Origin of the sequence: Streptomyces sp. NPDC006294 (genome assembly GCF_042870895.1) — a bacterium.
GTDB lineage: Bacteria > Actinomycetota > Actinomycetes > Streptomycetales > Streptomycetaceae > Streptomyces.
In genome coordinates this window covers 219,132-244,264 of sequence record NZ_JBIAHV010000003.1, presented here as the reverse complement: position 1 = coordinate 244,264, position 25,133 = coordinate 219,132, and the positions used below count along the sequence as shown (strand labels likewise).

Sequence of the window (25,133 nt, the reverse complement as noted above, 5' to 3'; positions counted from 1 at the left end):
GCGTCGCCCATGGGCGCGGCGCCCGGGTGCGCGTTCCCCTGCGGCAGCTGCGGTCCGGCCGCGGGCGCGCCGTGCGTCGGGTACTGCCCCTGCGGGGCGTCGGCGTCGCCCATGGGCGCGGCGCCCGGGTGCGCGTTCCCCTGCGGCAGCTGCGGTCCGGCCGCGGGCGCGCCGTGCGTCGGGTACTGCCCCTGCGGGGCGGCGCCGTACTGCGGGTACCCGTCCTGCGGCGGCAGCGCGCCCGGGGGGGTGAACTGGCCCTGGGGGGCGGCGCCTTGCGGCGCTCCGTACCCGTATCCGTCCTGCGGGGCGTTGCCATGGGCCGCGTGCGGGGACTGGGGTCCGGGCTGCGGGGGCGGCGGGGCGTAGCCGCCGGGCGCGGGCTGTTGCTGCGGCTGCGCGCCGTAGGGGGCCGGCTGTGCGGGGTAGCCGTACCCGTCGGCCTGGGCGGGCGGCGGGGCGGGGTAGCCGTAGCCACCGGCCTGCGCGGGAGCGGCCGGGTAGCCGTAGCCACCGGCCTGCGCGGGAGCGGCCGGGTAGCCGTAGCCCTGCGCCGCCTGGCCGCCGCCGGCCTGGGCGGGGGGCGGGCCGGGGTACCCGTATCCGGGCGCCGCCTGCGGCGGCTGCGGCGGCGGCTCCTGAGGACCCCATGGCGCGCCCCACGGCTGTCCACCCGCCGGAGCCGGCTGCGCGCCCGGGGTGCCCGGTATGAGGGGCTCACTTCCGTCGGCGGGCAGCACGACGCCTTCGTGCGCGGGCCGCGCGGCCGGCGGCCGCCGCTCGTCACCCTGTCCGCTGTGCGTCACCGGGACTCCTACGTGTGGATCTGCTTCGATCGTCGGCTCACGCTACCGGGTGCCCGGAGTGGTCCGCACACACGTGCCCGAGCGGTGACACGATGGGGACACAACTCACCGTGGCCACTGGGTGGAAAGCCCTTGTGGCCACGCCGGTGCAGCCGCCGACCGGAGCCGGTTCTCAGGCCGCCGTACGCAGCTCCAGCCGCGCCGCGAACTCCCGGACCGGGGGCTCCTGCGCGTACGGCTCCAGCCGGAGCTGAAGGCCGTCGAGATACTCCGCGCCCCTGCTGGAGCGCAGGGTGTCCAGCAGCTCCACCGCCCGCGTGCCGGTGCGGCACGCCTGCTCCACCTCGCGCTGCTGCACCTGCGCCGACGCCAGCAGGACCAGGCCGATCGCCCGGCGGCGGACCCGGGACTCGGGCAGGGCCTCCAGCGCGTCGGCCGCGTACCGCGCCGCGGTCTGCGCCCGGCCGAGGTCGCGGTAGCAGTGCGCCAGCTCGTCGGCGAGATACGCCTGGTCGAAGTGGGAGATCCAGTCCGGGTCGTCCCCGGTGCCGGGCTCGGCCCGCTCCAGCGCGGCGACCGCCCTGGCCGCCACCTCGTCGCAGGTGGGGCCGTCCCCCAGCAGGGCGTGCCCGCGTGCCTCCGCCGCGAGGAACATGGCCTGCACCCGGGGCGTGACCCGCCCCCGCGCGCCCTCCTGCGCGGCCCGGGCGAGCTGGGCGATCTCGCGCGGGTTGCCCAGTTCGGCGGCCAGGTGACTCATGGACGCGGCCAGCACATAGCCGCCGTACGCCCGGTCCCCCGCGGCCTGGGCGAGGCGCAGCGCCTGGATGTAGTAGCGCTGGGCGAGCCCCGGCTGGCCGGTGTCCACGGCCATGTAGCCCGCGAGCTCCGTCAGCCGCGCCACGGCGGCGAACAGCTCCCGGCCGACCGACTCCCGGTACGAGCCGGACAGCAGCCCGGAGACCACGCTGTTCAGATAGTGGACGACGACGGGCCGCACATGGCCGCTCCCGAACCGGTGGTCCATCTCGGTCAGCGCCGCGGTCATCGCGCGGACCGCCGCGACGTCCGGCGGCCCGACCCGCGCCCCCGCTGTCCGCGCCACCTGCGCGTCCGCGCCGGTGATCAGCCAGTCGCGGCTCGGTTCGACGAGGGCGGAGGCGGCGACCGCGGAGCCGGACAGGAAGTCGCGGCGGCCCACGTCGCTGCGCCACAGTTCGCAGACCTGCTCGATCGCGCCGGGGACCGTCGGGGAGAACTGCAGGCCCACGCCGGTGGCGAGGTTCTTCCCGTTGGCCATGCCGATCTCGTCGATCGTGACCGTACGGCCGAGTTTGCGGCCCAGCGCCTCCGCGATGATGCCCGGCGCCCGGCCCCGGGGCTGCTGGCCGCGCAGCCAGCGGGCCACGGAGGTCTTGTCGTACCGCAGGTCGAGACCGCGCTCGGTGCCGACCACGTTGACGCGCCGGGCCAGCCCGGCGTTCGAGCATCCGGCTTCCTGGATGAGCGCCTGCAGCCGTTCGTTCGGCTGGCGGACGACGAGAGGCCTGGCTGCCATGAACTACCCCCTGGTGCCGCGTTGATCAACGCGTTGATCAATGCCCGGCTGATATACGGAGAATGCAGAGTTGGTCGGGTTGGTTCCTTTTGCCGCCGCGCGCCCCCGTCGCTTCCCTTTCCGCAGGCGTACCGCACTCCCCTACCCGCCCCCGCGGCCCCCGGCCCGTGCGCGCCCCCGGCCGTGCACCCGTGCGCCCCACGTGCAGGATCGATGCGCCGACCTCCACCGCGGCACGCCCCGTAACCCGAGGTTGCGGCGGTAGTTGAGTGGGTCGTGGAAGAGACCATAGGAGTCACGGAGGCCGCACAGATCCCCCGGCAGCGAGGGGAGCAGCTGCTGGACAGCGCTGTGCGGTACACGGAAGAGCGGCACTGGGACGTGTTCCCCGGCACCTGGCTGGAGGTGACCGCGGGGGCGCAGCGCTGCTCGTGCGGCGACCCGGGCTGCCCGCTGCCGGGCGCCCACGCGTCCCGGCCGGACTGGGCGAACCAGGCGACGGGCAGCGCGACGGCCGCGCGACGGCTGTGGTCGAAACAGCCGACGGCCTCGATCCTGCTGCCCACCGGCCGCACCTTCGACGCCGTCGAGGTCTCGGAGTCGGCCGGTTTCCTGGCGCTGGCGCGCATGGAGCGGATGGAGCTCCCGCTCGGCCCGGTGACCTGCACCCCGGACCGCAGGATGCTCTTCTTCGTACTGCCGGGCGCCGCCCTCAAGGCCCCCGGCCTGATCAGGACGCTGGGCTGGGACCCGGCCGCCCTCGATCTGATCGCGCGCGGCGAGGGCCACTACGTCGCCGCCCCGCCGACCAGGATCGGCGGGCACGGCGCCGTGCAGTGGGCCCGCCGCCCCACCCCCGCCAACCGCTGGCTCCCGGACGCCGACGAGCTGATCAGCCCGCTCGCGTACGCGTGCGCCAGGGAGGCGGCGGCGGCCCGGGTGCGCGCGGGCTAGCGCGGCGCCCGGCGCGGCCCGGTGCGCCGGTGCCGGTGCGCCGGTGCCGGGGGGGCGGCGCCGGGGGGGCGGCGCCGTGTTCGAACGCGTCCGTAGGGTGGACCCCGTACATCGGTGCCGCACGGCACCCACGGGGACTTCGAAGGACGCGAGGACACATGCCGAACGAGACGGTCGACCGGGCGGGCGGAGCGCGTACGGCTCCGCCCGCCGTGCACGTCGAAGGGCTGTGGAAGCGGTTCGGCCAGCAGATCGCCGTCGCCGGGATCGACCTGGCCCTGCCCGCGGGCAGTTTCATCGGCCTGGTCGGGCCGAACGGCGCGGGCAAGACGACCACCCTGTCGATGGTCACGGGCCTGCTCCGCCCCGACCACGGCCGGGTGCTGGTCGCCGGCCACGACGTGTGGAAGGACCCGGTGGAGGTCAAGTCGCGGATCGGCGTGCTGCCGGAGGGCCTGCGGCTCTTCGAGCGGCTGTCGGGAAGCGAACTGCTCGCCTACAACGGCCGGTTGCGCGGTCTGCCGGGCGACGAGGTCGACAAGCGGGCCGGTCAGCTGCTGGACGTGCTGGACCTCGCGGGGGCGCAGCACAAGCTGGTCGTCGACTACTCGACCGGTATGCGCAAGAAGATCGGCCTCGCCGCCGCGCTGCTGCACAACCCGGAAGTCCTGTTCCTGGACGAGCCGTTCGAGGGCGTCGACCCGGTGTCCGCGCAGACGATCCGCGGAGTCCTCGAGCGGTACACCGCCTCCGGCGCGACCGTCGTCTTCTCCAGCCATGTGATGGAGCTGGTCGAGTCGCTGTGCGACTGGGTCGCGGTGATGGCGGCGGGCACGATCCGCGCGCAGGGCCCGCTGGCCGAGGTCCGCGGCGACGCGCCGTCGCTGCAGGCCGCGTTCCTGGAACTCGTCGGCGCGCAGGGCCGGGACAGCGGGGAGTCGCTGGACTGGCTCGGGGGCGGTGCCCGTTGAGTACGGCGTCCCTGACCTCCGTCTTCGTACGGCTGAAGCTGTCGATGCTGCGCAACGGGCTGCGGCAGTCGTCGACCCGTACGGCCGTGTTCGTGACCTCCATGGTGATGGTGCTGCTGATCTCGGCGCTCCTGCTGCTGGGTCTGGTGGTGCTGCGCGGCAACGACCACGCCATGTCGCTCGTCGTCCTTCTGACGGGCCTGCTGGCGCTCGGCTGGGCGGTGCTGCCGCTGTTCTTCCCGAGCGGCGACGAGACACTGGACCCGACGCGCCTGGTCATGCTGCCGCTGCGTCCCGCGCCGCTGGTGACCGCGCTGCTCGTCGCGTCGTTGGTCGGCATCGGCCCGCTGTTCACGCTCTGCGTGGTCGTCGGTTCGGCCGTCGCGGTCTCGCACGGCGTCGCCGCCCTGCTCGTGTCCGTCGTCGCGGTGCCGCTGACGCTGCTGGTCTGCCTGGCGCTGGCCCGCACCGTCGCGGCCGCCAACATCCGGCTGCTCACCTCCCGCAAGGGCCGCGATCTGGCGGTGCTCAGCGGCCTGCTGATCGCGGTGGGCATCCAGTTCGTGAACTTCGGGGTGCAGCGCATCGGCGAGGCGGGCGGTCTCGCCGCGCTGGACCCGGCGGCGTCGGTCGTACGGTGGCTCCCGCCGGCGTCCGCGATCGGCGCCGTGGACTCCGCGAGCGACGGCGCGTACGGCACGGCGCTCGCCCAACTCGCCCTGTCCGCCCTGGCGCTCGCGCTGCTGCTGCGCTCGTGGCGGCGGAGCCTGACGAAGCTGATGACGGCCCCGGACGGTTCGACGCTCGCCGCGGCGTCGGAGCCGACCCGCAGGTCCTCCGCCTCCGGCCGGCTGCACGGGATGCTGCCGGCGGGCCGCACGGGGACGGTGATGCAGCGCTACTTCCTCTACATCTGGCGCGACCCCAAGACGAAGGGCGCCTGGGTGTCGTCCCTGGCGATCGGCCTGATCGTGCCGATCTTCAACGCGCTGCAGGGCACCGGCTCGATCTACTTCGCGTGCTTCGCCGCCGGAATGCTCGGCATCATGACGTACAACCAGTTCGGCCAGGACACCTCGGCCTTCTGGATGGTGGCCCTGACGATCTCCTCGACGCGCGACGCGTACGAGGAACTCCGGGCGCGCGCCCTGGCCCTGCTCGTCATCACGGTCCCGTACATGGCGCTGGTGTCGGTGCTCACCGCGGCGGCGCTCGGCCGCTGGCACGACCTTCCCGAGGTGCTGGGCCTGTCGTTCGCCCTGCTCGGCGCGATGGTGGCGACGGGCGCGCTGTCGTCGGCCCGCTTCCCGTACTCGATCCCGCAGGACAGCGCGTACAAGAACGTGGCCCCGGGCCAGGGCGCTCTCGCCTGGCTCTCGATCCTCGGCGGCATGGTCATGGCGGCCCTGCTGTGCGCCCCGGTGATCATCCTCACGATCCTGCTGAACGCCTCCGCCGGCGCGGAAACCGGCACCCAGTGGCTCCTCTTCCCGACGGGCACGGCATACGGCGCGCTCCTCGCCTGGGCGGGCGTCCGCATCGCGGCCCCGCAGACGGCGCGGCGCCTGCCGGAGATCCTGGCCGCGGTCAGCAAGGCCTGACGGGGCGGGCACGGTGCCGGCACCTCTCGGGTCACGCCCCCGGAGGTGCCGCCCCGGGCAGGTCCTGTCCGCAGAGGACGCACACGAAGTCGCCCTCGCGCACGATGCTCACTTCGCCGCACCCGGTGCAGCGGCGGAAGACGATCTCGTGGGTGAACCGCTCCGGCCTCGCGACCCCCGCGCGGTCGAGGGCGGCGGCGACGGACGGCCGGCAGTCGGGGTCGGGGCAGTAGCCGGTGGACTGGTTGCTGACCTCGGCGACCGCCCAGCCGCCGCCGTCCCGCCGGAAGGCGACCTCCCCGGCGGCACGGACGCTGTCCCGCCCGGCGCAGGCCACATGCTCACTGCGCCGTGCGGCCAGCCGGAGAAGGCCGTCGACGTCGACGACGTACGTGGACGGCTCCGCGAACTCCGCCGGATCGCGCTCCCCGGCCCACGCGTGGAAGTCCTCGGCACTGCGTACGATCCGCCCCTGCGGCGCGCCCTGGGCTCCCCGCCAGATCTCGGGCCGATCGACGTGGCCGTAGCGGCGGGGGCCGTCCGTGGAGAGGACCATCCGGCTGCGGAGCGCGGCCACGCCCGCGCCGGAGAGCCGCACCCTCGCGCTGTGCGGCGGGTCCACGCGGGCCACCGGCCGCCCGTACCGGTCCATCCGCTCCAGCACCGCGCTCCCGCCTCGTACGCCTGCCCGATCCGGGCGACGCCGCCCACGCACCGCACGACGCACACGGCGGAGCCTCCGTCCGTGGAGCGGACCTCGGCGATCCGGAGCTCCGCCGGGCCGGCGGTCGGGCGGGTCGGCTGGTCGGGAGGTCGGGCGGGTCGGCGGTCGGGCGGGTCGGCTGGTCGGCGGTCGGGCGGGTCGGCTGGTCGGGAGGTCGGGCGGGTCGGCGGTCGGGCGGGCGGCTGTCACGGCGTCAACACGCCGTCGAGGAAGGGCTCGATCGCCGTGCGCCAGCCGGACGGGCAGTCGTAGTGGACGAGATGGCCGGCCTCGGACACCTCGCCGTACTGGCCGCGGGGCAGGACGCGGACCATCTCCTGGGCCTCGGCGCGGCCGAGTTCGCCGTCGAGGCCGCGGACGACCAGGGTGGGGCAGCGGACCTGGGCCAGCTCCTCCCAGTGGGCGTCGTGAACCCAGGTCTCGCGCGAGACGAGCATCTGGCGGCGGGAGAACACCGGCCGCCAGCCGTCGGCGCGCTCGGCCATGATCTCGGCGAAGAACTCGCCACGGGCCGGGTTCGGCCGCTCGACCCGTGGGTCGTCCTCGCCGAACCACTTGCGGACGTCCGCCAGGGTGGCGAACGGTACGGGCCAGGAGCGGAACCAGGCCTCCCACTCCCGCTGCGTCGCGGCGCCGAGCGCCGAGGCGCGCATGTCGCAGATGATCAGCGCCTGGACCAGGTCGGGCCGCTTCGCGGCCAGTTGCCACGCGGTGAGGGCGCCCATCGCATGGCCGACCAACGTCACCGGCGAGAGGCCGAGTTGCTCGATCGCGGCCTCGGCGTCCGCCACGTACGCCTCCCGGGTGTACGGCCCGTCCGCCGGCTTGTCGCTCCGGCCGTGGCCCCGCTGGTCGAGCGCCACCGCGCGATGGCGCTCACTGAGCCACCGGGCCGTGGACGCCCAGTGGGAGGCGCGCCCCATCAGGCCGTGGAGCAATAAGACCCCCGGGGCGTGCTCGCCCTCCGCGCGACCCTTCGGCGGGTCCGCGAACTCCCAGGCAGCCAGGCGTACGCCACCTGTTCCGGTCACGTCGATGCGTCGCACCATCGGTCCTGGCACCCCCTCTTCTCCCCCGAGTCGGACTGGCTCGCAGCGAGCCTCGTGTCGAACCCTGCCAGACTATCGAACTCGTATTCGAAAACGCGTTTCTGCCACGCAACACCCCTCATTCGAGTGACCACTTACCGGGATTGACCCGCGCCACCGAGGGGAGATCTTCAGCGGGAGGCGGGCCGCTCGGGGAAAGAGGCCCGTGGGGATTGACCCTGGGAGCTCGGGGCTCCGGGTCAGCACAGGGGAGGACAGGTCCCGGCGCCTTCGGGCGCCGGGACTCCTCCGTGCCGGAGGGGCCCGGCGGACGAGCCGGCGCGACGCGGGGCGCGGGAGGGCGCACCGACGTCCGGGCAGGCTTCCGCATGCGGTTCCGTACCCGGTTACGTACCGGCGAACGCGCCGGTTCTCGCGCGGGGCGTACGACGGGCGCATCACCGTGATCCCCTCCCTCACCCTCGGTGGGATCCCCATCCCCGTCCGTGGTCATATGCCTCAGCCACAGAGTGGCACGCGATTCGCCCGGCCGCTGCCATTCCGGACGGAAACCGGCCCCGCGCACCCGGAACGAGACCGGCCCCGCACCCTCCGAGGAGGAAGCGGGGCCGGAGCGCGGCCTTGAGTGTCCTGCGCGCCCTACGGGCCTTACCGGTCCTGTGCCTTGACCCGGCGTCAGCGCTTCGCGACGAAGACGTGCGACGCCACATCGGCCGCCAGTTCCGCCGCCTCACCGCTGCTGCCCACGAGCACTCCGCCCGCGGACTCCGTCACGCTCACCACGGAACCGGGCTGCACGCCCGCCCGCCGCAGCGTGTACATCAGCTGCGCGTCGGTCTGGATCGGCTCGCCGATCCGCCGCACGACCACCGTCTTGCCGTCCGGACCCGGGTCCAGCTCGGCCAGGGAGACCATGCTGTCGTCCAGGAACGGGTCGGCCTCGGCCTTCTCGCCCAACTCCTCGAGACCCGGGATCGGGTTCCCGTACGGCGACTCCGTCGGGTGCCGCAACAGCTCCAGCACCCGGCGCTCCACCGCCTCGCTCATCACGTGCTCCCAGCGGCACGCCTCTGCGTGGACCTGCTCCCACTCCAGCCCGATGACGTCGACGAGCAGACACTCGGCGAGTCGGTGCTTGCGCATCACGCGTGTGGCCAGCTGGCGTCCTTCGCCGGTCAGCTCCAGGTGCCGGTCGCCCGCCACCGTCACCAGACCGTCGCGCTCCATCCGCGCCACGGTCTGGCTGACCGTCGGACCGCTCTGGTCGAGCCGCTCCGCGATCCGGGCCCGCATGGGAACCACACCCTCCTCCTCGAGCTCGAGGATGGTGCGGAGATACATCTCCGTCGTGTCGATCAGTCCGGACATACGTGCCCCTCGATGCTGTGACTTGAAATCAGTCGTCCGCTGGCCCCGCCCTCAATTCTTGCGCATCCCGCCGACAACCGTGCGCGCCCGGTCGAGACCGTATTGACAGCGCAATGGTCCAGACCGCAACGTGATCCGCGACACGGGGACCGCCCCGTACTGATCCACCCCCTGCGGAAAGGGCTCGGCGATGAGCGAGAGCAAGCTGGCCGGTCAGTTCTTCGACGCCGCGATCGGTCTGCTGCAGCGCGTACGGGACGAGGAGTCCGCGAACATCGCCGCCGCCGGGACCGCCGTCGCCGACACCGTGGCCGCGGGCGGCCGGCTCTTCGCGTTCGGCGCCGGGCACTCGTCGCTCCCCGCGCAGGACGTGGTCTACCGGGCCGGCGGCCTCGCCCTGATGAACCTGCTCGCCGTCCCGGGCGTCGTCGGCGTCGACGTCATGCCCGCCACGCTCGGCTCCGCGCTGGAACGCGTCGACGGTCTCGCCGGCGCGGTCCTGGACTCCAGCCCGGCGCGCTCCGGCGACCTGCTCGTGATCATCTCCCTCTCCGGCCGCAACGCGCTGCCCGTCGAGATGGCCATGAACGCCCGCGCCCTCGGCCTCACGGTGATCGGCGTCACCTCGGTCGCGTACGCCCAGGAGACCAAGTCCCGGCACGTCTCGGGGACCTTCCTGAAGGACCACTGCGACATCGTCCTCGACTCCCACATCCCGGTCGGCGACGCCGAACTGACCCACCCGTCCATCGAGGCGCCGTTCGCCCCGGCCTCGACGGTCGTGACCAGCGCGCTGATGCAGGCGACGATGGCGGCGGCGGCGGAACGGCTCGCGGAGCGCGGCATCGAACCGCCGTTGCTGCGGTCGGGCAACGTGGACGGGGGCCACGAGTGGAACGGGCGGGTGATGGACGAGTACGGGGACCGGATCTTCTACCACCAGTGAGGGGCGGGGGTCCGCTGCGCGGGGCGTTTCCCCCACCCCACCCCTTCCCGCTGTACCGATGTGCGGCTCCGCCGCGTGGCGGGGCAGGCCCCGGACCCCGTACCGCGCTCCGCGCGGTGGCCTCAAACTCCCCCTACGGGGCGATTGAGGCGCGGGTCCGGGCAGAGCCCGGTTCGGGAAGGCGGGCCCCCGCGGCCGCCGGGCCGGAGGGGGAGGGCAGGGGAACAAGCCCGCCGCAGGCGGACCGTCACCCCTCGCCCACCATCCGCCCCAGATCCAGCGCCGCCCCCGCCAGCGCCGCCACGCTCTCCGCGTACACCGCGTCCGGGCGCTCGAACGCCGGGCGGGCCGCGCCCCGGAGGAAGGTGAGGACGCCGACCGTACGGCCGCGGCTGCGCAGCACCGTGCAGAGGGCGTGCGCCGCGTCCGGCGGCCACCGGTGGCGCTCCGCCCACGCCCCGGGCGTGCCGCTGGCCCGTACCGAGCCGACCCGCTCCACCGCCTGGAACGCCGGATGCCCCGGCGCGTACCGCACCGGCAGCCCGCCGCCCGCCATGCCCGCGCAGGGGCCGGGCGCGCCGACCGGTGACGCCGCGGCCCGGACCAGGCGCTCGCCGTCGTTCTCCGCCATGTCGAGCAGGACGTGATCGGCGAAGCCGGCCAGCGCGAAGTCGAGGTACACGGTCGCCGCCTCGAACGGGTCCTCGCACTCGGCGGCCGCCCGCCCCGCCCGGTGCAGCTGGCCGGTCCGGAACCGCAGCCGGTTCGCCTCCTGCTCGGCCAGCTTCGCGTCCGTGACGTCGTGGAACAGCCACCCCACACCGAGCGGCACCGGTTCCTCCGCGAGCGGGGAGGCCAGCCGCAGGAACCCGCTGCGCCAGCAGCGGCGCTGCTCCTGTCCGTCCGCGCCCGCGACCACCCACAGGTCCGCGAGTCCGCGCGGAGGGCCTTCCGCCAGCACATGGTGCAGCGCGCCCTCGAGCTCCTCGACGCCCTGCGCCAGCAGCTCGCCGAGCGGCCGCCCCAGCACGGCGGACCGGCCCGCCCCGAGCGCACGGGCGGCCTCGCCGTTGACGACGGCGGGACGGAGATCCACGTCGACCAGTACGACGCCCCACGAGGCCTCGTCGAACAGCGCCTCGCTCAGCGCGATGGACCGCTCCAGGTCTATCTGGGCGTGCACCTCGCTGAACGCGCAGTACACCCCGGCGGGCCTGCCGTCAGCGCCGAGCACCCGCGCCGACTGGGTCCGTACGAGGACCCGCCCGCCGTCCTTGCGCAGCAGCGCGAACTCGTGCACCTGCCGCCCGGGCGTGTCCATCGCGGCCATCAGCCGCCCCTGCACCTCGCCGGCGTCGGCGCTGCGCACGGCCCAGCCGGCGAAGCCCCGCCGCCCGACGGCCTCCGCCGCCGACCAGCCGAGGATCCGCTCCGCCTCGCGGTTCCAGTGCGTCACGGTCCCGCCGGCGTCGAACGCGCACAGCGCCGCGTCCATCCCGTCGAGCAGCGCCGCGAGCAGGTCGGCCCCGCCCGGCTCCGGCTCGGGTCCGCCGGCGCCGGGTGCGTCGGTGGTCTCACTCCTGGAAGCACTCATCCCGGGACCCCCTGCAGGACTGTCCACGTGCGCCGATGCCTGTCCTCATTCAACGTCAACGTGACCCACGGCACACCCCGTTCCCCAAAATCCCCGGCCCTCGCGATCCACCGCTCCCGCCGCCCGCGAGAAAAGGGATGCGTTAAATCGCTTGAACCGGCACGCCACCGCTTCTTAGGGTGTGGGCACACGCGAAAGGAGGTGATCCGGAAACATGGTTTCTTTTCGGACTCGTGAGGTGACTGCGGGCTGACGCCTGCCGTCGCACTCTGTGCACCTCGGCAGGCTGTCTGCCGAAAACCCAAGCAGTCACCCGACCCGTGGGCCGCCGGCAAGTCCGGCCGGCTCCCTCCGTCCCGACGGAGGGACCAAGGCCCACGGGTCGTCTGCGTCCGCGGCCCGCCCCTGAGAGGCGTCAGGCCAGGCTCAGCCTCCCCGTACGTTGCGACCGCGCCTCGCCCGCGCGCAGGATCACCGCCGCCGCTGCCACGAGCAGGGCGCTCAGCGCGGCCAGGGCGGCGAGCGTCGGGGCCAGGTCGGTGAGGGTGCGGTTCTCGATGAGCGCGCCGCGGACCGCGACGAGGCTGCCGGTCAGCGGGAAGACCGCGCCGACGATCTGGACGAGGGCCGGCAGCGCGAAGTTCGGCAGGCGTACGGCGGAGACGAACCAGAGGGGCTCGTCCAGGATCGTGTAGAGGAACGCCGAGTCCCGCGAGAAGACCAGCAGGCTGTTGAGGAACGCTCCCCAGGCGACCGCCGGGATCAGCAGCGACAGGAAGACCACCCCGTACATCCACCAGGCGGAGACGGCGAGCGCGCCGAAGCCGGTGAGGGCGGCGATCGTGAAGCAGGTCAGCAGCCAGGCGTTCTGGAGGAGCGCTCCGGCGCCGTTGGCGATCATGAGGGTGAGGCGGCCCACCGGGGAGAGGAAGAGCAGTTCCAGGGTGCCGGTGGCGCGTTCGAAGGAGAAGTGCCAGGCGGACTGGACGAGGGAGAAGAAGAACGCGTAGGCGAGGGTGCCGGTGGCCAGGAAGGCGAGCAGCCGGTCGGGGTCGGCGGCCAGGGGCCAGTTCGCGGCGGCGGCGGACGAGGTGGCGACGGGGCGCAGCGTGTAGTAGGTGGTGGCGAGTTGGAGTGCGGGCCACACCAGCATGGAGAACACGACGAGGGGCTGGCCGAAGAGTCTGCGGTGCTGTTTGAGGGTCTCGGCGGCGAGGACGCGCAGTGCGTGGTTCATGTGAGGGCCGCCTGCGGGGTGTCGGCGAGGGTGAGGATGGCGTCCTCCAGGCTGGCTTCGGCGATCTCGAGTCCGCCGATGGAGCCGCCCGCGCCGACGACGGCGGCCGCGAGCGGGCCCGCGACGTCGTCCGGGTGGCGCAGGGTGATGAGCTGTGATCCGTCGGGGAGGAGCCGGGTGGTCGCGCCGAAGGGTGCGACGGCGGCGTCGGTGGCGGGGCCGGGGTTGGTGACGGTGATGCGTACGGTGCGGTGGCTCCCGGTCGCGGCCTTGAGCTGTGCGGGGCTGCCTTCGGCGAGGTGGCGGCCCGCGGAGATGACGTAGACGTGTCCGCACAGTTCCTCGACCTCGGCCAGGTAGTGGGAGGTGAGGAGTACGCCGGTGCCCGCGGTGGCGAGGTCGGCGACGACGCGGCGCAGGTCGCGGGCGATGGGGGCGTCGAGGCCGAGTGTGGGCTCGTCGAGGAGCAGGTAGGCGGGTTCGTTGATCAGGCCGCGGGCGATGGCGAGGCGCTGGGTCATGCCGCGTGAGTAGCGTTCGACCATGGTGTCGGCGGCGTCGGTGAGGCCGACCATGGTGAGGAGTTCGTCGGTGCGGGCGCGCAGCCGGGCCTTGGGGACGTCGTAGAGCTGGCCGAAGTACCAGAGGTTCTCGCGGCCGGTCATGCGGGTGTAGACCATGCGTTCGCCGCCGGCGATGAGGTTGATGCGGCGGCGTACGGCGCGGGCGTCGGTGACGGTGCCGAGTCCGTCGACGGTGACGGTCCCGGAAGTGGGCCGCAGCAGCGTGGCGATGGTCTTGATGGTGGTGGTCTTGCCGGCGCCGTTGAGGCCGAGGAGGCCGGTGATGCGCCCCGGCGGGATATCGAGGTCGAGGCCGTCGACGGCGGTCCTGGTGGTGCGGGGGCCGAAGAGGCCCTTGTCGCGTACGGGGAATTCCTTGCGCAGTGCGCGTACGGCGATGCCCTGCATGGTCAGTAGGTCCTTTCGACGGCCCGGGTCTCGGCGTGGGGCAGGTACTTCAGGCCGAGGACGAGATACGCGACGGTCAGTGCGGCGCAGGCCGCGAGGCGGGGGGCGAGTTCGGCGAGGGTCTGTCCGCCGGTGAGGGAGCCGTGCAGCACGTCCATGGCGGCGGTGGTGGGGAACGCTTCCGCGAGCCACTGGGCGGGGGCGGGCAGGTAGTCGCGGGGGAAGGTGAAGCCGCCGAGGAGGCCGAGCACGATGAAGACGGTGTTCTGCGAGATGTGGGCCTCTCCCGCGGCGATCATCAGTCCGCCGAGCCCGACGCAGAGGGAGAAGACCGCGCAGACGAGGGCGGTCGCTCCGGCGAGGGCGCCGAGGGGTGAGGCGACGGGGATCGAGATGCCGAGGGCGGCGATGACGACGCCGAGGGCGAGGAACTCGACGAGGGTGCTGAGGACGGCGAACGCGGTGAAGCCGAGCAGGTAGGGCAGGCGCCCGGCGGGTGCGACGAGGAGTGCGGCGAGGGTGCCCTGGCGCTGTTCCGTGATGAGGGCCTTGGCCGACCAGAGGATGAGGCGGACGGTGAACTGGAGCGCGGTGGCGCCGACCGCGATGTAGGCGAGGTAGGCGGTGGTGCCGCTGCCGCGGCTGAAGTCGTCGCCGACGCCGCCGCCTCCGACGGCGTGGAATCCGAGGTGGGCGAGCGAGATGGTGAGTGCGGCCGGAAGCACGGTGCCGACGGCGTAGGTCCATGGGTAGGCGCGTCTGGTCGTCTGCCAGGTGCGCCATGCGGTGGCCCGGGCTGCGGGCACTGGCCCCTCCTAGTGAGTTTCCTTTGGGAACTTACAGTGGGTTTCTATCGGGAACTCACTCCATGGCGCAAGATGGTTCCGCACCACGCCCCCGCACACCGCACACCGCACACCGCACACCGCACACCGCACGAAACAGCCACCGGTCCCGAGAGGAGACGGCGCATGACCAGAGCAGTACCGGAACGGGACGCCGCCTGCGCCGTCGCCCAGGCCGCGGCCGTCGTCGGCGACTGGTGGAGCCTGCTCCTCGTACGGGAGACGGCCCGTGGCCGGCACCGCTTCGACGAGCTCCAGCAGGAACTCGGCATCTCCCGCAAGGTGCTCACCGAGCGGCTGGTGCACCTGGTCGACAGCGGCGTCCTGGAGAAGGTCCCCTACCAGCAGGGCCCGGTGCGTCACGAGTACCGGCTCACCGCCGCCGGCCGGGCGCTGCTGCCGGTGCTGGTGTCGATGCAGGACTGGGCCGACCGCTGGCTGCTGGGCGACGGCACGCTGACCGGCTCGGCGGACGATCACAGCGCCGAGGCCCGCCGTACGCACGCGCTGCCCGGCACCCGGCTGCCGCGGTTGACGCTGCCCGTGCACACCGGGGGCGAGCTGGACCCGGTGGACAAGGACCGGGCGGCCACGGTGCTGTTCTGCTATCCGGCCACCGGGCGGCCCGGGCCGTTGCCCGACGGCTGGGCGGAGATCCCCGGCGCGGTCGGCTGCACCCTGGAGAACCGCCTCTTCCGGGACGCGTACGGCGACTTCACCGCGGCCGGCGTCGCCGTGCACGGTGTGAGCACGCAGCGCCCCGACGAGCAGCGCGCGTTCGCGCAGGCGGAGGACATCCCGTTCCCGCTGCTGTCGGACATGGACGCGCGGCTGTCCGCGGCGCTGCGGCTGCCGACCTTCCGGGCCGGGCAGGCGCTGCGCCTCAAGCGGGCCGTGCTGGTCCTCGACCGGGAGCGCACCGTGCGGCATGTGCAGTTCCCGGTGACGGACATCCCCGGTGCCGTCCGGGGCGCCCTCGGCATCGCCCGGGAGGTGGCCGGGCCCTGAGGGACGCCGGCCCCTACGGCGCCAGGCGCTCGACGCGCCAGCCGGTGTCCGGGCCGGGCTCCGTGCGGACGTAGCGCAGGCGGTCGTGGAGGCGGTTCTCGTGTCCCTGCCAGAACTCGACGCGGTCGGGGACGACGCGGATGCCGCCCCAGTGCGTGGGGGCCGGGACCTGTCCGGTCTCCGGGTAGCGGGCGTTCAGTTCCTCGTAACGCCGCAGCAGTTCCTCGCGGGAGGCGATCACCGTGGACTGGTCGCTCGCCCACGCGCCGAGCCGGGAGCCGTACGGGCGGGTGCGGAAGTACGCGGCGGTCTCGTCGCGGCCGATGCGGGACGCCGTGCCGTCGACGATGATCTGGCGTTCCAGCGGGTGCCACGGGAAGAGCAGCGAGACGTGTGGGTTGGCGTCGATCTCGCGGCCCTTGCGGGACTCGTAGTTGGTGAAGAAGACGAAGCCGCGTTCGTCGTAGTGCTTGAGCAGCACGGTGCGCGAGGAGGGCCGGCCGTCGGGCGTGGCCGTCGAGACGATCATCGCGTTGGGTTCCAGCAGGGCGGCCGCGGCGGCCTCGGCGAACCACCGGGCGAACTGCTCCATGGGGCCGGCGGCGAGGGCGCTCTCGTCGAGCGGCGTGGAGCGGTACTGCTCGCGCATGACGGCGGGGTCGGGGACGACGAGTTCCGTCTCCGCCGGGTCGGGCGCGGGCATGCCCGCGACGGTCACGTCCGAGGAGCCGGGTTCGGGGGCGGCGGCGTGGTCGGTCACGCAGCACATCCTGCCGCAGGGAACGAGTCTGCCCGGCACGGAGTGCCGTCAATCCTCGTGGGGTGAAATGGGGCAGTGTGCCGGACATCACGCTTCCCCGCACCCGTGGGACCGGCCAAAATCTTGGGTCTGGCCACTGTTGCCTCCGTACAGCAGGGGATACCGCGCAGGGATGTGGAGCAGGGATATCGTGCCTGCCTCCCGGCGGTCCGGTGACAAACGGGACCGTACGGGGCATCACCGGGGTGACCGACCCACGACCGTCGGCCGCCGCATGGCGCACATGTCTGGTCGCACACGTCTTGAGGAGCCGCCTGATGTCCGACTTCGTACCTGGACTCGAGGGAGTCGTCGCGTTCGAGACGGAGATCGCCGAACCGGACAAGGAGGGCGGCTCGCTCCGCTACCGGGGTGTCGACATCGAGGATCTCGTCGGACAGGTCTCGTTCGGGAACGTGTGGGGCCTGCTCGTCGACGGCGCCTTCGACCCGGGTCTGCCGCCGGCCGAGCCGTTCCCGATCCCGGTGCACTCCGGTGACATCCGGGTCGACGTGCAGTCGGCGCTGGCGATGCTCGCTCCCGTCTGGGGCCTCAAGCCGCTCCTCGACATCGACGCCGCGCAGGCCAGGGACGACCTGGCGCGGGCGGCCGTGATGGCGCTGTCGTACGTGGCACAGAGTGCCCGCGGTCAGGGGCTGCCGATGGTGCCGCAGAGCGAGATCGACAAGGCGGAGTCCATCGTCGAGCGCTTCATGATCCGCTGGCGCGGCGAGCCCGACCCGCGCCATGTGAAGGCCGTCGACGCGTACTGGACCTCGGCCGCCGAGCACGGCATGAACGCGTCCACGTTCACGGCCCGGGTCATCGCCTCCACCGGCGCCGACGTGGCCGCCGCCCTGTCGGGCGCGGTGGGCGCGATGTCGGGCCCGCTGCACGGCGGTGCGCCGTCCCGGGTGCTCGGCATGATCGAGGAGATCGAGCGCACCGGCGACGCGACGGCGTATGTGAAGCGCGCCCTGGACAAGGGCGAGCGGCTGATGGGCTTCGGCCACCGCGTCTACCGCGCGGAGGACCCGCGGGCCCGCGTGCTGCGCCGCACCGCGAAGGAGCTGGCGGCGCCGCGCTTCGAGGTGGCGGAGGCGCTGGAGAAGGCGGCGCTGGAGGAGCTGCACAACCGCCGCCCGGACCGGGTGCTGGCGACGAACGTCGAGTTCTGGGCCGCGATCATGCTGGACTTCGCGGAGGTCCCGGCGCACATGTTCACGTCGATGTTCACCTGCGCCCGTACGGCCGGCTGGTCGGCCCACATCCTGGAGCAGAAGCGGACCGGCCGCCTGGTGCGCCCGTCGGCCCGCTACGTGGGCCCCGGCTCGCGCAGCCCGCGCGACATCTCGGGTTTCGGGAACATCGTCGGCTGAGCACTGAGCGTCGAGGGTGGGGGCGTGGTGCGCGCCCCCACCCCGCTCACAGGCCGATGAGACGGACCCGTTCGCCGCAGAGGCGAGCCATGTCGTCGATGTCGGAGGTGAGCATCACGACCGGTCCGGGCTGGCGCAGCGCCATCTCGGCGACGGTGGCGTCGATGGCGTACTTGTGGCCGTGCAGGCCGGTGTCCTTGAGGAGGCGGGCGGCGGCTCTGGCGGACTGCTCCGTGACGGGTTCGACCTGTACCTGCGAGAGAGCCCATTGGAGCCTGGGCATGTTCACCCGGGCATGCGAAACCTCGACGAGGGTGTTGGCGGAGACCACGAACTCCGCGCCACTCTTGTCGATGGCCTTCAGCATCGCCGTCACCTCGCGGTCCTGGGCGATCCAGGCGGACAGCCCCTCGGAGTCCAGGACAAGACTGTGGGCGGAAAGGTTCACGCGGCCCGCTCCACGGGCTTGCCGCCGTTCAGGGCCTCAGCGATCCTCGCCTGCGCCGCGGCCATCTCTTCGTCGGTGAAGGCCCCGTGCTCCTCTTCGTAGCGTTGGAACTCGGCCTCCCGCAACTGGTGCCGTATCTGCCGGGCGACCGCCTCCGCCACATACGCGGACACGTTGTCGGTGAGCTTCTTCAGCTCCTCGACGTGCTCGGTGGGAAGGGTCACCGTGATGCGGGTCGTCTCGGCCATACGGCAAGCATACAACCGATCTGCATACCCTCGGTATGCAGAAACGTCACGCCAGCGCCTCCTCCAGCAGGGCCGACCACTGGGCGACCACCCGCTCGCGGCGGGCCGCGTCGTCGGTGAGGAGGTTGGCCAGGCCCAGGCCGCGGGCCATGTCCAGGAGGCCCTGGACGGTCTCGCGGACGCCGGGGCGGGACTCGTCCGCGTGGAGCAGGCGCACGGCGATGCGGTGGGTCTCGCGGCCGACCTTCGCCTCCAGCTCGGTGACCCGGGGGCGCAGCTGCTCCTCGTTGGACGCGGCCACCCACAGATGGAGCGCGGCGCGGAACAGCGGCCCGGTGTAGAGGTCGACGAGGGCGGCGACGACCGCCGTACGGTCCTGCGACGGCAGCTCGCGCAGCGCCTGCGAGCGCTCCTCCGCGACGTACTCGACCGCCGCCGTGAACAGGTCCTCCCTGGTCGGGAAGTGGTGCTGGGCCGCCCCGCGCGAGACGCCGGCGCGCTCGGCGACCACCGAGACCGTGGAGCCGGCCCAGCCGACCTCGGCCAGGCACGCCACCGCCGCCTCCAGCAGCCGCTGGCGGGTCGCCCGGCTGCGGTCCTGCTTGGGCGCCTTGGCGGTCGGTGGCGTCACAACACCCATGCGGGGTCCCGTCGTTCGAGGAAGGCCGTCATCCCCTCGCGCGCCTCGGCCGATGCGAACAGCGTCGCCGAGCGCTGGACCAGGTCTTCGGCGTCCCGGTCGAAGGCTTCCAGCACCCTAGCGGTGACCAGTCGCTTCGACGCCGCCAGCCCTTGCGGCGAGGCCCTGCGCAGCCCGTCGAGCAGCGGGGCGAGCGCCTCGTCGACGTCGTCGGCGGCGAGGGTGAGCAGCCCGCCGCGGGCCGCCTCCGCGGCGCCGAAGCGCTCGCCCGTGAGGTAGTAGCGCTCGGCCGCCCGCGGCTCCATGCGGGGCAGCAGCGGCAGCGAGATGACGGCGGGCGCGACCCCGATGCGGACCTCGGTGAACGCGAAGTCGGAGCCGGTCGTCGCCACCGCGATGTCGCACGCCCCGACCAGCCCGAGCCCGCCGGCCCGCACATGGCCGGCGACCCTCGCCACCACCGGCTTGGGCAGCGCCACGATCTGCCGCAGGAGCGCGACGAACGCGTACGGGCTGGGCGGCGCCTTCAGGTCCGCGCCCGCGCTGAACGTCGACCCGGTGTGGGTCAGCACCACCGCCCGTACGGACGGGTCGTCGGCGCACTCGGTGAGCGCGCCGGCGAGCTCGCCGACGAGCGCCGAGGAGAGGGCGTTGCGGTTCGCCGGGGCGTCGAGGGTGAGGGTGGTGACGCCCCGGTCGTGGGCGGTGGCGACGGTCATGCGCTGCTCCTTCGTACCCGTTTCTTCGTATCCGTCATGCGCTGCTGCTTCCCGCCGGTCCCCGTACCCGTCATGCGCTACTCCTGCGCGACGGTCTCGCGGTCCCGCAGTTCCCTGCGCAGGATCTTCCCCGACGCGGCGCGCGGGACGCCGTCGATGAACTCGACCCGGCGGACCTTCTTGTACGGGGCGACGCGCTCGGCGACGAACGCGAGGACGTCGTCCTTGGTGACGGGGTCCGTGCCCGGCCGGCGCACGACGTACGCCTTCGGGATCTCGTTGCCGTCGTCGTCGTGCACGCCGATCACGGCCGCGTCCGCGATCGAGACGTGGGTGAGCAGCAGCGCCTCCAGTTCGGCGGGGGCTACCTGAAAACCCTTGTACTTGATGAGCTCCTTGACCCGGTCGACGACGTACAGCCAGCCTTCGTCGTCCACGCGTCCGACGTCGCCGGTGTGCACCCAGCCGTCCGCGTCGATCATCGCGGCGGTGGCGTCGGGCCGGCCCAGGTAGCCCTTCATCACCTGCGGGCCGCGGATGGCGATCTCGCCCTCCTCGCCGGCGCCCAGGTCCCGGCCTGAGCCGTCGAGGTCGAGGATGCGCATCTCGGTGCCGGGCAGCAGCAGTCCCACCGCGCCGGGCGGGGGGTCCTCGATGTCGAGCGGTACGGCGTGGGTGCCGGGCGACAGTTCCGTCATCCCGTACGCCTGCCGCACCGGCGGCAGTCCGAGCCGCTTGGAGCACGCCTCGGCGAGGTGGGCGTCCAGGGGCGCGGCGGCGCTGAGTATGTACTCCAGCGAGGAGAGGTCGTAGCCGGCGACGGTGGGGTGCTTGGCCAGGGCGAGGACGATGGGCGGGGCGACGTACAGCCCGTTGATGCGGTGCTCCTGGATCGCGCCGAGGAAGGTGTCCAGCTCGAAACGCGGCAGCACGACGACTGTCGCACCCTGCCGCAGCGGGGCGTTCATCAGGGCGGTGAGCCCGTAGATGTGGAAGAACGGCAGCACGGCCAGGACGCGGTGGCCGACGCCCGCCGGGGCGAGGGGCGCGAGCTGCTCCAGGTTGGTGGCGATGGAGCGGTGGGTGAGCATCACGCCCTTGGGGACGCCGGTGGTGCCGGACGAGTACGGCAGGGCCGCGACGTCCTTTGACGGGTCGATGTCGACGACCGGTTCCGGTGCGGTGGAGCCCAGCATGTCGAGCACGCCGACATGGCCCTCGGCCTGGTCGCAGACGAAGATCTCCTCGATCCCGGCGGCGAGTTCGGCCGCCCGGCGGGCCACCTCCAGCAACGGGGAGACGGTGACGATCCAGCGGGCGGACGAGTCGCGGAGCTGCTTGGCGAACTCGTCCGCCGTGCACAGCGGGTGGACGGTGGTGACCGTCGCGCCGGCCCGTGTCGCCCCGTAGAAGACCGCCGGGTAGGCGATGGTGTTGGGGCTGTGCAGGGCCAGCACGTCGCCCTTGCGCAGGCCGGCGTCGGCGAGCGCGGCGGCGATCCGCCGGTGGAAGCGGTCGAGCTGGTGGTACGTGACGGTGGTGCCGTTCACCCCGTCGATCAGGGCGACGGTGTCGCCGTACTCGGCGGCGCGGGCGAGCACGGCCTCGTGGATGGGTTCGACGACGGCCGGGACATCTGCGTATCTGCTGCGGAACACCATGACGGTCCCCTCGGCGTTGGGCGGAACGACCAGAATGCTGAACGGCCAGAATGTCGTCTGTCAGTACGACTTGGGGAGACCCAGGGACTGGTGGGACACGTAGTTCAGGATCATCTCCCGGCTGACCGGGGCGATTCTGGCGACGCGGGCGGCCGCGATGAGCTTCGCGAGTCCGTACTCACGGGTGAGCCCGTTGCCGCCGAGGGTGTGCACGGCCTGGTCGACGGCCTTGACGCAGGCCTCACCGGCGGCGTATTTGGCCATGTTCGCGGCCTCGCCGGCACCGGTGTCGTCGCCCGCGTCGTACAGGGCGGCCGCCTTCTGCATCATCAGTTTCGCGAGTTCGAGCTCGATGTGGGCCTGGGCGAGCGGGTGGGCGATGGCCTGGTGGGCGCCGATGGGGGTCTTCCAGACCTGGCGGGTCTTCGCGTACTCGACGGCCTGCGCGAGCGCGTAGCGGCCCATGCCGATGGCGAAAGCGGCGGTCATGATCCGCTCGGGGTTGAGCCCGGCGAACAGCTGGAGCAGACCGGCGTCCTCGTCACCGACGAGCGCGTCGGCCGGGAGCCGTACGTCGTCGAGGATCAGCTCGAACTGCTTCTCCTGCGCCTGGAGTTCCATGTCGATCACGGACCGCTGGAAGCCCTCGGCTTCACGGGGGACGATGAACAGGCAGGGCTTCAGCGTGCCGGTGCGGTCGTCCTCGGTGCGGCCGACGATCAGGGTGGCGTCGGCGATGTCGACGCCGGAGACGAAGACCTTGCGGCCGGTGAGGACCCAGCCTCCCCCAGACTTCGTCCGGGGGGACCCCCGTCCGTCCCGGCGGGCGGTGGTGGTGATCCGGTGCGAGTTGGAGCCGGCGTCGGGCTCGGTGATGCCGAAGGCCATGGTGAGGCTGCCGTCGGCGAGGCCCGGCAGCCACTGCCGCTTCTGCTCGTCGGTGCCGAAGCGGGCGATGACGGTGGCGCAGATGGCCGGAGACACGATCATCATCAGGAGCGGGCAGCCGGCGGCGCCGGACTCCTCGAGGACGATGGACAGTTCGCTGATGCCGCCGCCTCCGCCGCCGTACTCCTCGGGAAGGTTCACCCCGAGGTAGCCCAGCTTGCCCGCCTCGGCCCACAGGGTGGCCCGGTCGAAGTCCTTGCCGTGCCGGCGGCCCAGCGCGGCGACGGCCTGCCGCAGGTCCGTGTGCTCCTGGCTCTCTATGGCGTTCATGACGCGGTGTCCTCCTGTGCTTCCTCGTTGACGACGGCGAGCAGGGCGCCGACCTCGACCTGGCGGCCGGGGGCGGCGTGGAGCGCGGTGAGCGTGCCGGAGGCGGGCGAGAGGATGCGGTGCTCCATCTTCATGGCCTCCAGCCAGACGAGCGGCTGCCCCTGTACGACCCGGGCGCCCTCGACGACGTCTTCGCCGACCCGGACGACGGTCCCGGGCATCGGCGCGAGCAGCGAACCGGGCGCGGCCCGGTCCTGCGGGTCGGTGAAACGGGGCCGGACGGTCAGGGCGTGGGCGCCGGCGGACGAGTCGACGTACACGGTGTCGCCGTGGACGGCGACGTCGTAGTTCCGTACGACGCCGTCGGTCTCGAGCGCGACCCGGTCCGGCCGCGCGGACACCACCCGTACGCCGGGCCGGTCGATCAGTTCGAACCCGCCGTCACGGGCGGGCCGGTAGCGGACCTCGTGGTCGCCGTACGTCTTGAGCTGCGCCTGCGACGCGAGGTTGCGCCAGGCGCCGAGCCGCTGCGCGACACCGGACCCGTCCTGGCGTGCCACGGCGTCCGCGACCGCGGCGGCGACGGCGGCGTGCGCCTCGCCGGGGGCGGGACGCGTCAGCTCGTCCAGGTTCCGCCCGTAGAAGCCGGTGTCGAGCCGCCCGCCGGTGAAGTCGGGGTGCTCCAGCGACGCCACGAGCAGCTCCCGGTTGGTCCGGGGCCCATGGATCCGCGCGCCGCGCAACGCGTACGCCAGCCTGCGCACGGCCGCCGCCCGCGTCGGCGCCCAGACGACGACCTTGGCCACCATGGCGTCGTAGTGCACCCCGACGACGTCCCCGTCCCCGTACCCGGCATCCACCCGCACACGGGGCGCGTGCGCGGGAGCGGTGGGGATCGCGGCACCCGGTCCGGTGGCGGGGATGCCTGCGGCAGGCGGGGAGCTTCCGGTGGCGGCGTGAACGCCCGTGCCGGACGGGGCGGTCCCGGTGGCGGAGGCGCCCGCACCAGGCACGGCCGTTCCCGTCACGACGGCGTGGGGGCCCGTGCCGGGCTGGGCCGTTCCGGCTGCCGCACCGGGCAAGGCGATTCCTGCCGCGGTGGCCTGAGTGCCCGCACCGAGCAGGGCCGTTCCGGCCGGCCCGGCGGCGTGGGGGCCCGCGCCGGGCTGGGCCGTTCCGGCCGCTCCGGCGACGGGACCATGGTGCGCCGCGCCGCCGGCGGGGCCATGCGCCGCCGCGCCCCCCGGCGGGCCCGCCGGGGCGAAGCCCCCGGCCGAGGCAGCGGGAGCACGCGCCGGGCCCCCTCGACCGCGGGGGGTCCCACCCCCCGCGGTCGAGGGCGGGTGGGCGGGGAACCTCAGCGTGTGCAGGCGGCCCGTCTGGGGCGCCCAGTCCGCGGACGGGTCCTCCGCGTACAGGCGGGCCTCGATCGCGTGGCCCATCGGGTGCGGGGGCTGCGGCGGGAGCGGGGCGCCCTCGGCGACGGCGAGTTGGAGAGCCACCAGGTCCACGCCGAACACCTCCTCCGTGACCGGGTGTTCGACCTGGAGACGGGTGTTCATCTCCAGGAAGTGCGCCCGGCCGGACTCGTCCACGAGGAACTCGACCGTGCCCGCGCCCCGGTAGTCGACGGCGCGCGCGGCGCCGACCGCCAGCGCGTGGAGCGTGTCGGCCAGTTCCGGCGCGAGCCCCGGCGCGGGGGACTCCTCGATCACCTTCTGGTGGCGGCGCTGCAGCGAGCAGTCGCGGGTGCCGAGCGCCCACACCGTGCCGTGCGCGTCGGCCATGACCTGGACCTCGATGTGGCGGCCGTTCTCCACGTACGGCTCGACGAACACCTCGCCGTCGCCGAACGCCGACGCCGCCTCCGAGCTCGCCGCCGCCAGCTCCCCGGGGAGGCCGGCGAGGGACCGGACGACCCGCATCCCGCGGCCGCCGCCGCCCGCCGCCGCCTTCACCAGGACGGGAAGGTCCGCCTCGGTGACCGCCGCGGGGTCCAGGGGCGCGAGGCCCATGAGCTTCTTGGCACGGGTCTTGGACGCCATCGCCTCGATGGCTTCGGGCGGCGGCCCGATCCACACGAGCCCCGCGTCGGCGACCGCCCGCGCGAAGTCGGCGTTCTCGGAGAGGAATCCGTACCCGGGGTGCACGGCGTCCGCGCCGGCCGCGAGGGCGGCCTTCACGATCTTCTCGCCCCGCAGATACGTCTCGGCGGGCGCGGCGCCCGGCAGCCGTACGGCCGCGTCCGCCTCCCGTACGTGCAGCGCGCCGGCGTCCGCGTCGGAGTGCACGGCGACCGTGCCGATGCCCAGTTCGCGGCAGGTGCGGAAGACACGGCACGCGATCTCGCCGCGGTTGGCGACGAGGACGGTGGAAATCACAGCGGGGC

The 25,133-nt window shown here is 73.4% G+C and carries 22 protein-coding genes and 1 pseudogene; 6 read left to right on the top strand and 17 right to left on the bottom strand.

Annotated elements, in window-relative coordinates; all coding sequences use genetic code 11:
* Nucleotides 1-806, bottom strand: a pseudogene (locus ACFYOP_RS06655) (hypothetical protein); the annotation flags it as partial.
* A gap of 172 nt (nucleotides 807-978) precedes the next feature.
* Nucleotides 979-2,364, bottom strand: coding sequence for a transcriptional regulator (locus ACFYOP_RS06650; RefSeq protein ID WP_356898348.1), 1,386 nt, complete (start codon nucleotides 2,362-2,364; stop codon nucleotides 979-981).
* A 276-nt stretch (nucleotides 2,365-2,640) separates the two neighbouring features.
* Between ACFYOP_RS06650 and ACFYOP_RS06645 the strand changes: the two genes are divergently transcribed.
* The 3 genes from ACFYOP_RS06645 (at nucleotide 2,641) to ACFYOP_RS06635 (ending at nucleotide 5,890) form a co-directional block, all read left to right on the top strand.
* A complete protein-coding gene (locus tag ACFYOP_RS06645) occupies nucleotides 2,641-3,318 on the top strand; it encodes a bifunctional DNA primase/polymerase (RefSeq protein WP_356898349.1) in 678 nt (225 codons plus the stop codon).
* Nucleotides 3,319-3,476: 158 nt separating this feature from the next.
* A complete protein-coding gene (locus ACFYOP_RS06640; protein WP_356898350.1) occupies nucleotides 3,477-4,289 on the top strand; it encodes an ABC transporter ATP-binding protein in 813 nt (270 codons plus the stop codon).
* Between the two features lie 44 nt (nucleotides 4,290-4,333).
* A complete protein-coding gene (locus tag ACFYOP_RS06635) occupies nucleotides 4,334-5,890 on the top strand; it encodes a transporter (RefSeq protein WP_356898421.1) in 1,557 nt (518 codons plus the stop codon).
* Nucleotides 5,891-5,921: 31 nt separating this feature from the next.
* On the opposite strand, the gene ACFYOP_RS06630 is transcribed toward ACFYOP_RS06635, so the two are convergent.
* The 3 genes from ACFYOP_RS06630 to ACFYOP_RS06620 all read right to left on the bottom strand — a co-directional run bounded on the left by ACFYOP_RS06630 (nucleotide 5,922) and on the right by ACFYOP_RS06620 (nucleotide 9,031).
* Entirely contained in the window at nucleotides 5,922-6,554 is a 633-nt protein-coding gene (locus tag ACFYOP_RS06630) for a hypothetical protein (RefSeq protein WP_356898351.1), read from the bottom strand.
* 245 nt (nucleotides 6,555-6,799) lie between these two features.
* A complete protein-coding gene (locus tag ACFYOP_RS06625) occupies nucleotides 6,800-7,663 on the bottom strand; it encodes an alpha/beta hydrolase (RefSeq protein ID WP_356898352.1) in 864 nt (287 codons plus the stop codon).
* 675 nt (nucleotides 7,664-8,338) lie between these two features.
* Nucleotides 8,339-9,031: a metal-dependent transcriptional regulator gene (locus ACFYOP_RS06620; protein WP_356898353.1), complete on the bottom strand. Its 693-nt coding sequence runs from the start codon at nucleotides 9,029-9,031 to the stop codon at nucleotides 8,339-8,341.
* Between the two features lie 190 nt (nucleotides 9,032-9,221).
* Between ACFYOP_RS06620 and ACFYOP_RS06615 the strand changes: the two genes are divergently transcribed.
* Entirely contained in the window at nucleotides 9,222-9,977 is a 756-nt protein-coding gene (locus ACFYOP_RS06615; protein WP_356898354.1) for an SIS domain-containing protein, read from the top strand.
* Nucleotides 9,978-10,224: 247 nt separating this feature from the next.
* Here ACFYOP_RS06615 and ACFYOP_RS06610 read toward each other — a convergent pair whose 3' ends face one another.
* From ACFYOP_RS06610 to ACFYOP_RS06595, 4 genes are all read right to left on the bottom strand, one after another.
* Nucleotides 10,225-11,571, bottom strand: coding sequence for a PAS domain-containing protein (locus ACFYOP_RS06610; protein ID WP_356898355.1), 1,347 nt, complete (start codon nucleotides 11,569-11,571; stop codon nucleotides 10,225-10,227).
* A 415-nt stretch (nucleotides 11,572-11,986) separates the two neighbouring features.
* A complete protein-coding gene (locus ACFYOP_RS06605; protein ID WP_356898356.1) occupies nucleotides 11,987-12,808 on the bottom strand; it encodes an ABC transporter permease in 822 nt (273 codons plus the stop codon).
* Entirely contained in the window at nucleotides 12,805-13,779 is a 975-nt protein-coding gene (locus tag ACFYOP_RS06600; protein ID WP_356898357.1) for an ABC transporter ATP-binding protein, read from the bottom strand. The genes ACFYOP_RS06605 and ACFYOP_RS06600 overlap by 4 nt, the downstream gene beginning before the upstream one ends.
* Nucleotides 13,780-13,781: 2 nt before the next feature.
* A complete protein-coding gene (locus ACFYOP_RS06595) occupies nucleotides 13,782-14,585 on the bottom strand; it encodes an ABC transporter permease (RefSeq protein ID WP_356898358.1) in 804 nt (267 codons plus the stop codon).
* Nucleotides 14,586-14,750: 165 nt separating this feature from the next.
* On the opposite strand from ACFYOP_RS06595, the gene ACFYOP_RS06590 reads away from it, so the two are divergent.
* Entirely contained in the window at nucleotides 14,751-15,632 is an 882-nt protein-coding gene (locus ACFYOP_RS06590; protein ID WP_356898359.1) for a winged helix-turn-helix transcriptional regulator, read from the top strand.
* Nucleotides 15,633-15,645: 13 nt separating this feature from the next.
* Here the strand turns inward: ACFYOP_RS06590 and pdxH are convergent, their stop codons facing one another.
* Entirely contained in the window at nucleotides 15,646-16,335 is a 690-nt protein-coding gene (pdxH, locus tag ACFYOP_RS06585; protein WP_356898422.1) for a pyridoxamine 5'-phosphate oxidase, read from the bottom strand.
* 374 nt (nucleotides 16,336-16,709) lie between these two features.
* Between pdxH and ACFYOP_RS06580 the strand changes: the two genes are divergently transcribed.
* Complete coding sequence (locus ACFYOP_RS06580; protein WP_356898360.1) at nucleotides 16,710-17,810, top strand: citrate synthase 2; 1,101 nt, start codon at nucleotides 16,710-16,712, stop codon at nucleotides 17,808-17,810.
* Nucleotides 17,811-17,856: 46 nt separating this feature from the next.
* Here ACFYOP_RS06580 and ACFYOP_RS06575 read toward each other — a convergent pair whose 3' ends face one another.
* From ACFYOP_RS06575 to ACFYOP_RS06545, 7 genes are all read right to left on the bottom strand, one after another.
* Nucleotides 17,857-18,258: a PIN domain-containing protein gene (locus ACFYOP_RS06575; RefSeq protein ID WP_356898361.1), complete on the bottom strand. Its 402-nt coding sequence runs from the start codon at nucleotides 18,256-18,258 to the stop codon at nucleotides 17,857-17,859.
* Nucleotides 18,255-18,506 (bottom strand): type II toxin-antitoxin system CcdA family antitoxin, encoded by a 252-nt coding sequence (locus tag ACFYOP_RS06570; RefSeq protein WP_356898362.1) that lies wholly within the window; start codon nucleotides 18,504-18,506, stop codon nucleotides 18,255-18,257. The genes ACFYOP_RS06575 and ACFYOP_RS06570 overlap by 4 nt, the downstream gene beginning before the upstream one ends.
* Nucleotides 18,507-18,552: 46 nt before the next feature.
* Nucleotides 18,553-19,146, bottom strand: coding sequence for a TetR/AcrR family transcriptional regulator (locus ACFYOP_RS06565; protein ID WP_356898363.1), 594 nt, complete (start codon nucleotides 19,144-19,146; stop codon nucleotides 18,553-18,555).
* A complete protein-coding gene (locus ACFYOP_RS06560; RefSeq protein ID WP_356898364.1) occupies nucleotides 19,134-19,865 on the bottom strand; it encodes an enoyl-CoA hydratase family protein in 732 nt (243 codons plus the stop codon). The genes ACFYOP_RS06565 and ACFYOP_RS06560 overlap by 13 nt, the downstream gene beginning before the upstream one ends.
* A gap of 77 nt (nucleotides 19,866-19,942) precedes the next feature.
* On the bottom strand, nucleotides 19,943-21,526 hold the full coding sequence (locus ACFYOP_RS06555) for a 4-coumarate--CoA ligase family protein (protein WP_356898365.1): 1,584 nt from the start codon (nucleotides 21,524-21,526) through the stop codon (nucleotides 19,943-19,945).
* Between the two features lie 60 nt (nucleotides 21,527-21,586).
* Nucleotides 21,587-22,744, bottom strand: coding sequence for an acyl-CoA dehydrogenase family protein (locus ACFYOP_RS06550; protein WP_356898366.1), 1,158 nt, complete (start codon nucleotides 22,742-22,744; stop codon nucleotides 21,587-21,589).
* Nucleotides 22,741-25,125 carry a biotin carboxylase N-terminal domain-containing protein gene (locus ACFYOP_RS06545; protein WP_356898367.1) on the bottom strand — a complete coding sequence of 795 codons (2,385 nt, stop codon included), beginning with the start codon at nucleotides 25,123-25,125 and terminating at the stop codon, nucleotides 22,741-22,743. Before ACFYOP_RS06545 ends, ACFYOP_RS06550 begins: the two co-directional genes overlap by 4 nt.
* Nucleotides 25,126-25,133 lie beyond the last annotated feature (8 nt).